Origin of the sequence: Nocardioides mangrovi (genome assembly GCF_020073815.1) — a bacterium.
Lineage (GTDB): Bacteria > Actinomycetota > Actinomycetes > Propionibacteriales > Nocardioidaceae > Nocardioides > Nocardioides mangrovi.
The window spans coordinates 49283-63503 of the sequence record NZ_JAIQZJ010000005.1 but is presented as its reverse complement, the minus strand read 5'-3'; the positions used below and the strand labels follow the sequence as shown (position 1 = coordinate 63503).

The 14221-nt window shown below is 72.8% G+C and carries 15 protein-coding genes; 6 read left to right on the top strand and 9 right to left on the bottom strand.

The features are described 5' to 3' along the window. The first annotated feature begins 2 nt into the window (after positions 1–2). Positions 3–1388 (top strand): MFS transporter, encoded by a 1386-nt coding sequence (locus K8U61_RS10260; protein ID WP_224122917.1) that lies wholly within the window; start codon positions 3–5, stop codon positions 1386–1388. A gap of 4 nt (positions 1389–1392) precedes the next feature. Here K8U61_RS10260 and K8U61_RS10255 read toward each other — a convergent pair whose 3' ends face one another. After that, complete coding sequence (locus K8U61_RS10255) at positions 1393–2385, bottom strand: zinc-binding dehydrogenase (RefSeq protein WP_224122916.1); 993 nt, start codon at positions 2383–2385, stop codon at positions 1393–1395. Positions 2386–2456: 71 nt separating this feature from the next. Here K8U61_RS10255 and K8U61_RS10250 point away from each other — a divergent pair, with 71 nt between their 5' ends. Beyond that, positions 2457–3470: a TIGR03617 family F420-dependent LLM class oxidoreductase gene (locus K8U61_RS10250; protein ID WP_224122915.1), complete on the top strand. Its 1014-nt coding sequence runs from the start codon at positions 2457–2459 to the stop codon at positions 3468–3470. Positions 3471–3546: 76 nt separating this feature from the next. Here K8U61_RS10250 and K8U61_RS10245 read toward each other — a convergent pair whose 3' ends face one another. From K8U61_RS10245 to K8U61_RS10235, 3 genes are all read right to left on the bottom strand, one after another. Continuing rightward, positions 3547–4182, bottom strand: coding sequence for a hypothetical protein (locus K8U61_RS10245; protein WP_224122914.1), 636 nt, complete (start codon positions 4180–4182; stop codon positions 3547–3549). A 66-nt stretch (positions 4183–4248) separates the two neighbouring features. After that, positions 4249–5139: an LLM class flavin-dependent oxidoreductase gene (locus K8U61_RS10240; protein ID WP_224122913.1), complete on the bottom strand. Its 891-nt coding sequence runs from the start codon at positions 5137–5139 to the stop codon at positions 4249–4251. 116 nt (positions 5140–5255) lie between these two features. Next, complete coding sequence (locus tag K8U61_RS10235; protein WP_224122912.1) at positions 5256–6269, bottom strand: type IV toxin-antitoxin system AbiEi family antitoxin domain-containing protein; 1014 nt, start codon at positions 6267–6269, stop codon at positions 5256–5258. A 229-nt stretch (positions 6270–6498) separates the two neighbouring features. Here K8U61_RS10235 and K8U61_RS10230 point away from each other — a divergent pair, with 229 nt between their 5' ends. Together K8U61_RS10230 and K8U61_RS10225 are read left to right on the top strand one after the other, a co-directional pair. Next, positions 6499–8073 (top strand): acyl-CoA synthetase, encoded by a 1575-nt coding sequence (locus K8U61_RS10230; RefSeq protein WP_224122911.1) that lies wholly within the window; start codon positions 6499–6501, stop codon positions 8071–8073. Between the two features lie 58 nt (positions 8074–8131). Beyond that, the gene (locus tag K8U61_RS10225) at positions 8132–8761 is read left to right on the top strand and encodes a TetR/AcrR family transcriptional regulator (RefSeq protein ID WP_224122910.1); all 630 of its coding nucleotides are present in this window, start codon (positions 8132–8134) and stop codon (positions 8759–8761) included. 17 nt (positions 8762–8778) lie between these two features. Here the strand turns inward: K8U61_RS10225 and K8U61_RS10220 are convergent, their stop codons facing one another. Further along, positions 8779–9624 carry a sigma-70 family RNA polymerase sigma factor gene (locus tag K8U61_RS10220; RefSeq protein ID WP_224122909.1) on the bottom strand — a complete coding sequence of 282 codons (846 nt, stop codon included), beginning with the start codon at positions 9622–9624 and terminating at the stop codon, positions 8779–8781. 164 nt (positions 9625–9788) lie between these two features. Here K8U61_RS10220 and K8U61_RS10215 point away from each other — a divergent pair, with 164 nt between their 5' ends. Beyond that, positions 9789–10676 carry a DICT sensory domain-containing protein gene (locus K8U61_RS10215; RefSeq protein ID WP_224122908.1) on the top strand — a complete coding sequence of 296 codons (888 nt, stop codon included), beginning with the start codon at positions 9789–9791 and terminating at the stop codon, positions 10674–10676. Positions 10677–10693: 17 nt separating this feature from the next. Here K8U61_RS10215 and K8U61_RS10210 read toward each other — a convergent pair whose 3' ends face one another. From K8U61_RS10210 to K8U61_RS10195, 4 genes are read right to left on the bottom strand one after another with little or no spacing between them, the layout of a single operon-like run. After that, positions 10694–11278 carry a dihydrofolate reductase family protein gene (locus tag K8U61_RS10210; RefSeq protein WP_224122907.1) on the bottom strand — a complete coding sequence of 195 codons (585 nt, stop codon included), beginning with the start codon at positions 11276–11278 and terminating at the stop codon, positions 10694–10696. Beyond that, a complete protein-coding gene (locus K8U61_RS10205; protein ID WP_224122906.1) occupies positions 11275–11748 on the bottom strand; it encodes a class III extradiol ring-cleavage dioxygenase family protein in 474 nt (157 codons plus the stop codon). Before K8U61_RS10205 ends, K8U61_RS10210 begins: the two co-directional genes overlap by 4 nt. Next, positions 11745–12608: a dihydropteroate synthase gene (gene folP, locus K8U61_RS10200; RefSeq protein WP_224122905.1), complete on the bottom strand. Its 864-nt coding sequence runs from the start codon at positions 12606–12608 to the stop codon at positions 11745–11747. The genes K8U61_RS10205 and folP overlap by 4 nt, the downstream gene beginning before the upstream one ends. Further along, positions 12605–13435, bottom strand: a complete 831-nt coding sequence (locus tag K8U61_RS10195) for a glucosyl-3-phosphoglycerate synthase (protein WP_224122904.1) — start codon at positions 13433–13435, stop codon at positions 12605–12607. The genes folP and K8U61_RS10195 overlap by 4 nt, the downstream gene beginning before the upstream one ends. 130 nt (positions 13436–13565) lie before the next feature. On the opposite strand from K8U61_RS10195, the gene K8U61_RS10190 reads away from it, so the two are divergent. Beyond that, positions 13566–14126 (top strand): TetR/AcrR family transcriptional regulator, encoded by a 561-nt coding sequence (locus tag K8U61_RS10190; protein WP_224122903.1) that lies wholly within the window; start codon positions 13566–13568, stop codon positions 14124–14126. The last annotated feature ends 95 nt before the right edge of the window (positions 14127–14221 follow it).

Sequence of the window (14221 nt, the reverse complement as noted above, 5' to 3'; positions counted from 1 at the left end):
AGTTGAGCGATGCCGGTGGGCGGCCGCGGCTGCTGCTGCCCACCCTGGCGCTGCTCACTACCATCACCGCGGTGGTGTCGTCGCTCGGCGCCCCGCTCGTGCCGAGCATCGCGTCGGCGTACGACATCCGCCTGACGACTGCGCAGTGGTCGCTGACCGCGACCCTGCTGACGGGTGCGGTGGCGACCCCGATCGTGGGGCGGTTCGCGAGCGGCCGGCTGCGCCGGCCGACGATCCTGGCCGGCCTGGCGGTCGTCACGCTCGGCACCGCGATCGCGATCGTGCCGACGTCGTACGGCGTCCTGGTGGCGGGTCGCGCGATGCAGGGCGTCGGGATGGCGCTGCTGCCCCTGGCGATCGCGGTGGCCCGCGACGCCTGGGTCGGCGAGCCGATGAACCGCGCGATCGCGCTGCTCTCGGTCACCACCGTCGCGGGCGCCGGCCTCGGCTATCCCGTGACCTCGCTCGTCGCCGAGCTGGGCGGCCTGCCCGCGGCGTACGCACTCGGCACGGTGCTGACCGGCGCGACGCTGCTGATGGCGTGGCGGCACCTGCCCGGGTCGGCCGAGCCCGTGCCGATGCGCGTCGACTGGGCGGGCGCCGTGCTGCTCAGCCTCGGCATGCTCGCGGTGCTGCTCGCGGTCAGCGAGGGCGAGGTGTGGGGCTGGACCTCGCCGCGGACGCTCGGGCTGGGGCTCGCCGGTGCCGCTGTCCTGGTCGGCTGGGTGCTCTGGACGCTGCGCAGCGCGACGCCCCTGGTCGACCTGCGGATGGCGGTGCGTCCCGGCGTGGCCGCGCCCAACCTGGTCGCGCTCATCGCCGGCCTCGGCATGTACTGCCTGCTGACGCTCTCGGTGGTGCTCGTCCGCGCCGACGAGCCGGGCTTCGGCCTGGCGATGCCGGTGTGGGTGGCCGGCGTGATCCTGGTGCCCTACTCCGTGATGAGCGTGCTCGGCAACCAGCTCGCCCGCGGTGCCCGCGTCACGCTCGGCCCGGGCTTCCTGCTGCCCACCGGCTGCCTGACCTTCCTGGCGTCGACGGTGCTGCTGGCGCTCGCGCACGACCACCTGTGGCAGCTGCTGCTCGCGATGGGCATCGGCGGGGTCGGCAGCGGCTTCACCTTCTCCTCGCTCGCGGTGCTGATGGTGCCGCACCTGCCGCAGGCCGAGACGGGCAGCGCGATGGCCTTCAACCAGGTGCTGCGCTACCTCGGCTTCACGATCGGCAGCGCGGCGAGCGTCGCGCTGATGGCGGCGTACGGCGGCCGGTCGCACGGCTTCGAGATGACGTTGCTGACGGTCTCGTCGCTCTTCGTGGTCGCGGCGGCCGGTGCGGTCGCGCTGGACCGCGCCGCACCGCGCCGTGCGGCCGCCCTACCGACCGCCTGACCACTCAGGGTCGCAGCAGCACCTTGCCGACCCGTCCGGCGCCGAGGCTGGTGGTGACGGCGGCCGCGATCTCCTCGAGGGGGTAGGTGGCCGCCACCGGCAGGGTGAGCTCGCCGGCCGCGATGCGCTGGATCAGCTCACCGAAGAGCTGCGCCTTCAGCGGCCCGGACATCGCCTCGCTGACCTTGCTGCCCCAGAAGCCCTTCACCGTGGCCTGCTTGAAGATCAGGTCGCCGGCGGAGAGCTCCAGCTTCGGCGATCCCATCGAGCCGAAGGACACCAGCGTGCCGCCCTCGGCCAGCAGCGAGAGCACCTCACCCGCGGCCGCGCCCCCGACCGAGTCGACACCGGCCACGATCGGCGCGCCGCCGGTGACGGCCTCCGCCTGCTCGCGCCAGTCGTCCGCGTCGGTGGCGACCACGCCGTGGATGCCCTGCTGGGCGAGCTCCTCGACGCCCTCGCCCCGGCGTACCAGCCCCAGCACGTGGAGGCCACGGGCCTGTCCGAGCTGGGCGACCAGCCGACCCACGGCGCCGTTGGCGGTGTTCTGGACCAGCCAGTCGCCGGGCTCCAGGTCGAGGAAGTGCAGGAGGCTGATCGCGCTGAACGGCATCGCGACCAGCTGGGCGGCGGCCTCGTCGGGGATGGCGTCGGGCACGGGGACCAGCCCGGCGGCGGGCACGGTGACGTACTCCGCCCAGGCGCCGAACCCGGCGCCGCTGACCACGCGCTGCCCGACCGCGACCCGGTCGACGCCCTCCCCGAGCGCGTCGACGACGCCGACGGCCTCGGTGCCGGCCCGCGCCGGGAGCTCGGGCTTGAAGCCGTAGGTGCCGCGGACCGTCCACAGGTCGTGGTTGTGGATCGCGGCGAGCACGACCCGCAGGCGGACCTGGCCGGGGCCGGGCTCCGGCACGGGCTGCGGGCGGACGACGAGGACGTCCTCCGGCTCGCCGAAACGGTCGTGCATGACGGTGCGCATCTGCTTCTCGGTCATCGTTCGAGCGTACGCCGTTCAATTGTGCACAAATCAATTCTGGCGACCGTCGGATGCGCCACACTGACCGCGTGCTGCTCGACCTCCAGCTCGACGCCCGCCCCGACCTCGCCGTCGACCGCGCCCGTGAGCTGACCTCGACCGGGATCGCGGGGCTCTTCACCTTCGAGGGACCCCACGACGTCTTCCTGCCCCTCGCCGCCACCGCCGCGGCCGGGATCGAGACCGACCTGATGACCAACGTGGCGATCGCGATCCCCCGCAGCCCGATGCACCTGGCCAACCTCGCCTACGACCTCCAGCTGATGTCGAAGGGGCGCTTCCGGCTCGGCCTGGGCTCGCAGATCCGCCCGCACATCGAGCACCGGTACGGCGCGACCTGGGACCGCCCGGCGGCCCGGATGCGCGAGTGGGTGCTGGCCGTCAGGGCGATCCTCACGGCCTGGCAGGACGGCACCCGGCTCGACTTCCGCGGCGACTTCACCCGGCACACGCTGATGCCGCCGACCTTCGTCCCCGGCCCCAACCCGTACGGCGTCCCGCCCGTGCTGCTCGGCGCCCTCGGCCCGATCATGACCCGGACCGCGGCCGAGGTCGCCGACGGGCTGCTCGTGATGCCGTTCCACAGCCACCGCCACGTCCGCGAGCGCACGCTCCCGGCCGTCGACGAGGGCCTGGCTCGCGCCGGCCGGACCCGGGCGGGCCTGGCGATCCTGCCGCAGGCGATCGTCGCGATGGGCCGCACCGAGGAGGAGTTGGCCCGCGCCGACACCGGCGTCCGTGGCCTGCTCGCCTTCTACGGCTCGACCCCGGCGTACCGGCCGGTCCTCGAGGTCGAGGGCTGGGGCGAGGTGCAGCCGGAGCTCAACCGGCTGTCGAAGGAGGGCGACTTCGCCTCCATGTTCGGCCTGGTCACCGACGAGATGCTGGCGACCCTCGCCGTACGCGGCACCCCGGAGGAGTGCGCCGCCGAGCTCGGCCGCCGCTTCGGCGACCTCGCCGACCGGGTGTGCTGCTACTTCCCGGGCTACGAGCCACCGCTCGACCAGGTCGCGGCGCTCGCGAGCGCGCTCGGTCCGCTCTGACGCCCGCGGCGCGGCACGAGGGCGGGAGATTCATCGGCCGGCCGATGGCGCCCCGCGACCCCGTCAGGCGCCGGCGTCAGCGCGGTGTCGGCAGCCGCCGCGCGTCGGGCGCCGTCACCTGGACGGCGACGCCCGCGAAGCCGGCGACCAGGAGCAGGATCGTGGCCTTGGCGAGCAGCTCGGGGAGCACGCCGCTGAGGAAGATCGTGGCGACGTGCAGCACCAGCACGAGCGGCACCCACCGCGGCACCGTCCGGGCGCGCAGCAGCGCGATGCCGAGCAGCAGCTCGCCGATGAAGAAGCCGGCGATCCAGGCGTAGAGGAAGACCATCAGCCCGGTCTCGTGGGCGATGTCGTCGATCCCCTGGTCCTTGATCGTGTTGGTGACGACCAGCGAGCGGAAGAAGACCATCAGCATCGCGTAGCCCGCGGTGCCGATGAAGCCGAACTCCAGCACCACCGCGGCGACGAGCCCGAGCACCCGGGCGCGCTGCTGGAAGAGCATGAGCACCGACGGCAGCCCGAGGGTCAGGAAGACGGCGGCCAGGAAGTAGATCGCCGCGGCGGCGAGCCACCGACCGCCCTGCTGCTGCACGACCCGCAGCGTCTCGGCCGTGCCGTCGGCGGACGGGATCAGGAAGGAGCCGAGCGCGAGCGCCAGCGCGCCCGTCAACAGCAGGGCCGCCGAGAAGGGCACCCAGTCCATCCGCATGGCGCACACCGTAGGACCTCCGGGCCCCTCTGTACGACGAACGCGCGCTCGTGTTCAGACCAGCGGTCAGACCAGGAGCTCGGCGAGCTCCTCCACCTGGAAGACCGACGAGGACGTCGGGATGAGCTGGACCTCGTCGCAGCCGAGGTCCTCGACCCGCCTCAGCAGGTCCCGCAGCTCGGCGACCGACCCGGCGAAGCCGGCGGTCTGGGCGAGCGCGTCGACGTACTGGGGCGGGACCCAGTTCATGTAGTGCCGCAGGTGCCGGTGCACCTGGGCGCGGGCGTCGGCGGCCTCACCGAGGGCGAACCAGAAGGAGGTCGTGACCCGCGGCGCCGGTCGCCCGGCGTCGGCCCACGACGTCCGGCAGAGCTCGAAGACCGAGGCCATCTCGTCGAGGTCGACGGTCAACGACATGCCGGCGAGGCCGTCCGCCCAGGCGGCCGCCGACCGGATGGTGCGTGGTCCGAGGGTGCCGACGAGGAGTGGCGGACCCCCGGGCTGGACGGGCGCGGGCCCGACCGGCAGGACGGAGTCCGCCGGCCGCTCCCCCGCCCAGACGGCGCGCATCGCGGCGACCCGGGCGGCCATCTCGCCCATGGTCCTGCTCGCCAGCGGCGCCGAGACCGACGCGTAGTCCTCGTCGCGACCTCCGACGCCGAGCCCGACCGTGAGCCGCCCCGACGAGAGCCGGTCGGCGGTCGCCAGCGCCTTCGCGAGCAGCACCGGGTCGTGCAGCTGCGGCACCAGCACCGTCGTCACGAGCCGCGCCCTCGACGTCCAGGCGGCGACCGCGCCGAGCAGGGTCAGCGCGTCCGGGTTGGCGAAGGCGATCCGCTCCCCGAAGCACAGCGACGACCACGGGCCCTCGTCGATCGCGCGCGACCAGGCCTCGAGCACCCCGTCGGCGTCCCACAGGTCCGGCTCCATGACCGGCAACGTCATCCCCAGGTCCACGGGCGTGAATGTAACGCGGAGTTATGGGCCCTACCGCGGCGTTGTGCCGGCTCATCAGTCCCCATAACTCCGCGTTACATATCTCGCCGGCACCTCCCCGCACCCGCCGGCCCGACTCAGCGCCGGCCCCGCCGCGGCGTCCGGATGATGTACGGCGCCAGGTCCGCGACCGAGGTGCCGAACCGGCTGTTGGTGTCGCGGATCTCCCGATACAGGCGCTCCTTGGTGCGCTCCCACGTGTCCGGTTGGAGGTCGGTCCAGGTCGGACGCGAGATGCCGAGCTTGTAGCCGCACAGCCAGTCCTGCCGCCGCTTCTCCTCCCAGAGCACCTTCTCCGGCGGCTGGGTGGCGACGCCGCCCTGCCCGACCGGCAAATACTTGAGATGGCCGTCGGGTTCGATCAGGTGCCGGCCCACGCGGAAGTCGACCCATGCCTCCCGAGTGGAGTCGCGGAATCCCCACTGCACGTGGATCTTGCCGATCGCCATCTCCTTGAGCATCAGCAGCACGAGGTCCTCGAGCACGGTCTCGCACCGCTTGTCGCCCCAGTCCGCGACCCGACGAGCGACCCTGACGTTCGGCCAGAACTCCATCGCCTCGATGCTCGCCTTGATCGCCTTCCGGCGTACTCCGGCCCGGAGCGCGGAGTTGACGGCCACGATGCCGTGCCGGGCACCGTGCGCCCGCGCGATGTCGGCGACGGTGCGGGGCAGGTCGAGCACGGGATGATCGTCGATGAAGACAACCTGCTCCGGGGTCCGCGGCGCCAGGTGGTGCTTGATCCCGTTCTTGGTGCCGCCCAGCGCGCCGTCCCTCGTCACGTGGACGAAGCGCGGCATCTCGGCCAGGATCGGCAGGCCGTGCAGGTACGCCGCCGAGTCGTGGCTGACGACGTGCGGCACGGTCGTCACCAGCACCCCGGCCCACACCTCGAGCCGCGGGCGACCGACGTTCGGGTCCAGCGTCGCCCAATAGGCCCCCGTCGTGTAGACACCCCGGCGTACGGCGATCCACTCGCCGGTCTTCAGCAGACGGCGCACCTGATCCTCCTCGAGCCCCGACCGCAGCGCCTGCTTGCGCGTGATGAGGCCGTGCTGGTGCGCGAGGTACCACCCGAACGTCGTCTGCATGCCGGTGACCATCGCCGCCGGCTCCCCCGGTCCGCGGCCGTCCGATCCGCGACTGTGGAGAGCCGTGTCCGGGGCGCCGCTGTGGACGACCTCTGGCTCGGCCCGGCCCCAGGGGGGTGCCGGCGTATGTAACGCGGAGTTATGGGGTCTGCCGCCCCGTCACAACGACTCCGCAGATCCCATAACTCCGCGTTACATATCTCGCCGGCCGACCCCTAGTGTGACCCGCATGACATCGCCCCTCGTGGACCAGGCGCGTCAGCAGACCCTCGGCGAGCTGCCCCGGCGTACGGCGCGCCGGGTGCCGGACAAGCTCGCGCTGGTCGACGGCGACACCCGACTCACCTTCGCCGAGCTCGACGCCGTGGTCGACCGGGTGGCCGCCGCGCTGCACGCCGCCGGGCTGACCACCCGCGACCGGCTGGCGCTGCTGTGCCACAACAGCTGGCAGTTCGCGGTGCTCAACTTCGCGTGCGCCCGCGCCGGGGTGGTGCTGGTGCCGATCAACTTCATGCTCAACGCCGAGGAGATCGCCTTCATCCTCGACCACAGCGGCGCCGAGGCGTTCGTGGTCGAGGACGCGCTGCTGCCGGTCGCGGAGCAGGCCCTGGCGCAGAGCACGGGCACCGCGAGGACGCGGGCCGTCGTACGTCTCCACGACGGCGACGTGCCGGACGGCTGGCGCGACCTGCAGGAGTGGCTCGATCACGACGGCACGCCGCCGGCGGTGATCCTCGAGGACGACGACCCGGTGCGGATGATGTTCACCTCCGGCACCGAGTCGCGGCCCAAGGGCGCGCTGCTGAGCAGCCGGAGCCTGCTGTGGCAGTACGTCTCCTGCGCGATCGACGGATCGATGTCCGCCGACGACATCGAGCTGCACACGCTGCCGCTCTACCACTGCGCGCAGCTCGACTGCTTCCTCGGCGTCGACGTCTACCTCGGCGCGACCAGCGTCATCCTGCCCGCACCCGATCCCGGCACGATCCTGAGGAAGATCGAGGAGCACCGGGTCACCAAGTTCTTCGCGCCGCCGACCGTCTGGATCGGCCTGCTGCGCCACCCCGGCTTCGACGACGCCGACCTCTCGAGCCTGCGCAAGGGCTACTACGGCGCCTCGCCGATGCCGGTCGAGGTGCTCCGCGAGATCCAGGCCCGGCTGCCCGACGTGGCGCTCTGGAACTTCTACGGCCAGACCGAGATGGCCCCGCTGGCCACCATCCTCGGGCCCGACGAGCAGCTGGCGTACGCCGGGTCGGCGGGTCGCGCGGCGCTCAACGTCGAGACCCGGATCGTCGACGACCAGGACCAGCCGGTGTCGGCCGGGACCGTCGGGGAGATCGTCCACCGCTCCCCGCACGCCACCCTCGGCTACTACCTCGACCCGGAGCGCACCGACGAGGCGTTCCGCGGCGGCTGGTTCCACTCCGGCGACCTCGGCTACCTCGACGACGGCGGCCGCCTCTACGTCGTGGACCGCAAGAAGGACATGATCAAGACCGGCGGGGAGAACGTCGCCAGCCGCGAGGTCGAGGAGGCGATCTACGAGCTCGACGGCATCGCCGAGGTCGCGGTCTTCGGCATCAGCCACCCCCGCTGGGTGGAGGCGGTGGCGGCGGTCGTCGTACCCAAGGACGGGGCGGAGATCTCCCCCGACGGGGTGATCGCGCACTGCCGGGAGCGGCTCGCCGGCTTCAAGACGCCCAAGTACGTCGTGGTCGCGGACGCCCTCCCGAAGAACCCCAGCGGCAAGATCCTCAAGCGCCAGCTCCGCGACCAGCACGCGGATCTTGCGGATTCCTAACAGGGGATTTACCGGACAACTGCTGACGGGAACCGGTTCTGTCGGTTCCAATGTCCTCATGATGTCGGGGGACACGCCGCGGGAGCCTGCCCGGGCGGAGCGTCGGAGCCGCGGACGGCCGCGGAGAGCGGGCGCGGACGAGCGGATCATCGAGGCCGCGATCGTCGAGTTCGGCGAGCAGGGCTGGTCGGGGTTCACGATCGACAAGGTCGCCAAGCGCGCGGGCGTCGGGAAGTCGACGGTCTACCTGCGCTGGGCCGACAAGGAGGCGCTGCTCGCCGACGCGATGCGCGCGAACGACGCCACGCTGGCGCTACCCGCGGACACCGGGTCGCTGCGCGGCGACCTCTACGAGCTGACCCGGGTGCTGCTGCGTCGCTTCCGCGACCCGGTCGGCTGGGCGTCGTACCGGATCTTCCTCGACGCGGCGATCACCGAGAACCGCACCGGGATCCTGCCGCCCGACGTCCGCGACGACTACATGGCCCGCGGGGTGCAGATCTGCGCCCGGGCCGAGGCGCGCGGCGACCTGACGGTCCAGGCGTCGCCGGCGACGCTGATGTCGGTGCTGCACGGTGCCGCGATCCACACGCTGCTCGCGATGCGGGTCGACTCGATCGAGGTGACCGACGAGGTGCTCGACAAGATCGCCGACAACATCACCGCCTGCCTGGTCGATCGCCGATAGGCACACCGGGGAGCCGGTCAGGCACCCTGCCTGACCTGTCCGATCCAGGGTCGACGCGACGCATGGCGCCGGGCGACCTGCTCGACGTACGTGACCTGTCGCCGTTCCGCGGCGCCGCCCACCAGGACCTCCGGCACGGGGAGGTGCTCGTCGTGGAGCCGGTTGAGCACGGTGCGCAGCAGCACCAGGGCCTCGGCCCGGAGCTGGGAGACGCGTGACTCGGTCACGCCGAGCTCGGCCGCGAGCGCCGACATCGGCTGCTCCTCGAGGAAGTAGCCGCGTACGACGATCCGGAGCCGCGGCGGGAGCATCTCGATGGCGTCGGCCACCAGCTCGACCTGCTCGTGCCGGACCTGGGCCCCCTCCGGGCCGTCACCGCGGCTGATGATCTGCCCGGCTGCCGCGCCGTGCTCCTCGTCGAGCGAGGCGACGGCCGCCCGGGCGAGGTCGCGGTCCGACTGGTGGACGACGTCGACGTCCACGCCCAGCGCCTGGGCGACCTCACCGGCCGAGGGCAGCCCACCGAGCACGGCAGCCATCCGGTTGCGCACGCTCTCGATGTCCCGGGCGGTACGGCGCACGCTCCGCGTGGCCCAGTCGTAGGAGCGCAGCTCGTCGAGCAGCGCGCCGCGGATGCGCGTGCGCGCATAGGCCGCGAACGGCACTCCCCGGTCCGGGTCGAACGAGCGCGCGGCGGCCACCAGGGCCTCGAGACCGGCCGAGGTGAGATCGGCTCGATCGACGCTGGCCGGCACCCGCGCGGCGACGTCGCGCACCGCGGCGTGGACGAGCACGACGTGCTCCAGCACCAGACCCTCCCGAGTGTGGTCGACGAGCGACTCGTCGGCGCGTGCCTGGTCCATGGGTGCGGCTCCTCGGTGGGTGTCGTGTCGGCGATGCGGCGGGACGGCCGGCTCGTGCACACCGCCCAGACCAGGATGAACGAGATCTGAACACGATGTCTAGATTTTGAGTACTGCTCTAGACCTTCTGTTCAGATATGCGCGTGATCGGGTAGAACGGCCCCATGTCCGGACCCCTGCTCTCGATCGGCGACCTGGCCCATGAGACAGGTGTGTCGGTGGCGTCGCTGCGCGCGTGGGAGTCGCGGCACGGGTTCCCCACCGCCATCCGCCTCCCGAGCGGCCACCGGCGCTACGACCGGGGTGACGTCGCGCGGGTGGCGGAGGTCCTGAGACTCCGCGACGCCGGGCTCAGCCTGACGGCCGCGATCCGCGGCGCGAGCTCCTCGGAGACGGGGCCGCTCGACGCCTCCGGGCCGACCTCGGTGGCCGGCACGGGCTCGGTCTTCGCGACGCTGCGCGAGCGGCATCCACACCTGGCGGTCGAGGTGCTCCGGAAGTCGACGCTGACGGCGCTGTCGTGGGCCATCGAGGACGAGTTCTGCGCGAGGGCGGACCGGGCGCGCATCTTCGGTGCGTTCCAGCACGCTCGGCACTTCCAGCCGTCCCTGCGTCGGTGGACCGAGCTCTCCCGGGTCGCGGCGTCGGCCTTCGTCTTCGCCGACTTCGGTGCGCCCCCGGCCGACCGGGAGGCCGCACCGCTGGTCCGCGTGACGCTGCCGGGTGACTCTCCGCTGCTGCGCGAGTGGGCCGTCGTCTGCGACAGCGACGAGCTGCCGGTCGTCCTCACGGCGTGGGAGGTGCCCGGCCAGGAGCTCGTGGACGACGCCGACCGGTCGTTCGAGGCGATGTGGTCGGTCGACCCGCTCGCCGTCCGCGACGCGGCCCGGGTGCTGGCCGCCTGTGCCGCGCGGGTCGACCCCGCCGCGGCTGCCCCGACCATGTTCCACCTCGCCGACCGACCGGTGAGCTCCACCCCCGATCTCACGGCCCTCAGCACGATGTTCACCCGCGTGCTCCGCTACGTCGACCGCCACCGGCCGCACGCCTGACGGCGTCCTCGGTCGCGTCAGCCGACCAGCCAGCGGGCGAGCAGGGTCCCGTCCGACTCCAGCAGCGTGTGCAGCCGCAGGGGTACGTCGAGCGCGGGTCCGCCCACGATCCGCGGAGCGTCGCCGCCGACGAGGCGGGGGACGGTGGTCGTGCACAGCTCGTCGACCACGCCGGCGGCGAGCAGGTCGCCCAGGAGCGACGGCCCGCCCTCGCAGAGGATCCGGCTCCAGCCCCGGTCGACGAGCCACTGCTTGAAGTCCGCCGGGTCGTCGAGCGGCCGCACCAGCACGCTGCCCTCCGGGCCGCCACGCAGCCGCTCCGGGACCTCGTCGCTGCGGCTGACCACGACGATCGGGCGGTCGGCCGGCCGGTAGCCCTCGATCCGGGCGGTGCCGGCGCCGACCACGATCACGTCCGTGGTTGCGCGGAGGTGGTCGAAGACGACCTTGTCCGCGGCGTTGTTGATCGAGCCGCTCGTCCCGGACGAGCCGGACGCACCGCCGTCGGCGGTGGTCACCATGTTGGCGCGCAGCCACGGCGTCCCGAGCGGGGCGTAGAGCTCCGTCAGGTTGTCGGTCTCGGGGCCGAGGAGGATCTTCACGCCTGCCACCGCATCACCCAGTACTGCACGCCGAAGGGCGCGTCGTCGTAGTCGACCGTGGCCGGCCCCAGCTCCCCTGAACGGCGCAGCTGCGCGATCCCGTCGACGCTGGCCCACAGCTCCCGGGCCAGCTCGGCGTCGACCTCGGGCCGCCCGGCCCGCAGCGAGGCGCCGAGGGCCTCGTCGAACGCCGACGACCGCTCGTCGAGGTGGCCGGGGGCCCTCTCGGTGCGCATCGCCGAGCCGTTGCCGACGACCAGGTACGACGCCTCCGCTCCCCCGCGCTCGGTCGCCGCCAGCAGGTACGCCGCGACCCGCTCCCCTTGGCGGTCGGCCAGCACCGTCACGTCGGTGCCCAGCCAGCCGACCGCGCCCAGGCAGGCCGCGCGGAGCTCGGCGACCGGGTCCTCGAGGCCGGCGTACTCCCGGAGCAGCGCGAGCGCGCCCGGCACCAGCACGACGCGGGTCACTGGAGCCCCCGAATGGCGCGGCGGGGCGGGCGGCGGCCCGCGATCGACCAGACCATGTCGACGGTCTGGCGGGTCTCGACGACCTCGTGGACGCGGTAGATCCGGGCCCCGGCGAGGGCGCAGACCGAGGTCGCCGCGAGGGTGCCGACCAGCCGCTCCCCGACCGGGCGGTCGAGGGTCTCGCCGACGAAGTCCTTGTTGGAGAGCGAGACGAGCACCGGGTAGCCGGTCGCGACCATCTCGCCGAGCCGCCGGGTGACCTCGAGGGAGTGGAAGGTGTTCTTGCCGAAGTCGTGGGCGGGGTCGATGACCACGGACTCGCGGGGCACGCCGGCGGCGATCGCGCGCTCGGCGTAGGCGACGGTGTCGGCGATCGCGGCGGCGACCACGTCGTCGTACTCGATCCGGTAGGGGCGGGTGCGGGGCGTGACGCCGCCGGTGTGGGTGCAGACGATCGCGGCGCCGCCCGCGGCGGCGGCGTCCACCAGCTCGGGGTCGGCGCCGCCCCAGGCGTCGTTGAGGACGTCGGCGCCGGCGGCGCAGGCGGCGGCGCCGACGGACGCGCGCCAGGTGTCGACGGAGATCACCAGGTCGGGGAAGGACTCGCGGACGCGGGCGACGAAGTCGATCACCCGGGCCTTCTCCTCGGCCTCGGAGATCTCGACGCCGGGGGCGGCCTTGATGCCGCCGATGTCGACCATCTCGGCGCCCTGCGCGGCGACCAGCGCCACCCGCTCGAAGGCCTTGTCCTCGGCCCAGGTCGCGCCTCGGTCGTAGAAGGAGTCGGGCGTGCGGTTGACGATCGCCATCATCAGCGTGGCGTCGTCGGCGAACTCGTGACGGCCGAGCCTCAGCGTCATCGCACCTCCTCCACCGGTGGGCGCTCGTCGACGGCCGGGCCGGCGCCGGTGCGGGCGAGGGCGACCGCCATGATCTCGGTCGCCATGCCGGTCAGGTCGCGCAGCGACTGGTGCCGGTGCGCGCGTACGCCGAGGTCGACCTGCGCGATCGCGTCGATCCCGCGGCTGCGCTCGGTGTCGACCAGCGCGGCCAGCTCCACGGCGTACCCGTGCGGCACCCGCAGCCCCTCGAAGAGGGTGCGGCGTACCGCCCACTCCCCCGCGAGCGGCTGGTGCAGCTCGTTCAGATGGGGGAAAAGCAGGTGGATGAGCGGGCGTGCGACGAGCTCGGTCACCCGCCCGCCCTCGAAGGGGACGGCGCCGTCGCCGGAGCCCATCGGCCGCTCGTAGAAGCCCTTGACCAGCTCGACCTCCGGACGGGTCAGCAGCGGCCCGAGGAGCCCCGGGACGAAGTGGGTGTCCCAGTCGAGCAGGTCGGCGTCCATGAAGACGACGAGCTCCCCGGAGGTCACGAACATCGACTTCCACATCGCCTCGCCCTTGCCCGGGCGGGTGCCGAGGTCGGGGCGGATCTCCGCGGAGCGGTGGACGATCGCGCCGGCGTCGGCGGCGACGGCGTACGTGTCGTCGGTGGAGTCGGAGTCGATCACCACGATCTCGTCGACCAGCGCGACGGTGTCCACGAGGGCCGCGCGGACCTTCGCCACGACGTCGCCGACCGTGGCCGCCTCGTTGCGGGCCGGGACCACCAGGCTGACCCGGTGGGCGCCCTTGGCCGCGACGAGGTCCGTCAGCGACCAGTCGCTCCAGTGGAAGGTCGCCGGCACGAGACCCGAGGCTACCTCCCCTGTTCGGGCTATTCCGACGGCGTGTGTCTGCTGTTCTAATGCGAGCATGACGGGGGACGGGGAAGTAGAGCCGGTACGCCGCGCGCGGGGACGCCCGCGATCACCGGGGGTGGAGGACAAGATCCTGCACGCGGCGCTGGAGGAGTACACCGAGCACGGCTGGGCCGGCTTCACCATGGACGCCGTGGCGCGCCGCGCGGGCGTGGGGAAGTCGACGGTCTACCTTCGCTGGCACGACAAGGACTCGCTGCTGACCGACGCCGTACGCCTGCGCAGCCAGCAGGTCGCGGTCGTCGACACCGGCACCCTGGTCGGGGACCTGACGGCGCTCGCGTCGAACATCTTCCACAACCTGACCAGCTCCGAGGGCTGGGCCAACTTCCGGGTCGTGATGGACTCCGCGAGCACCACCGAGAAGCTCGGGCAGTTCACCCAGGAGGTCGGCACCGTCCACCGCCACGTGATCACCACGATCTTCGACCGGGCGGCCGCCCGCGGCGAGCGGACCAAGGAGCTCACCCCGACCGCGGTCACCGACCTGATCTACGGCGCCGGCCTCTTCTTCGCCCTCGGCCGCCGCCTGGAGCAGCACGAGCCCACGGAGGAGGAGATCGAGGACCGCGTCCGGGACGTCATCGGCGTGATCCTCGAGGGGATCCTCGTCGACTGACGCTCCCGGTGGTTGAGGTGCGAGGAGCGCCAGCGACGAGCCTCGAAAACCCCGCACAGCCGGCGGTTGAGGTGCGAAGGCGCTCTGGCGCCTGA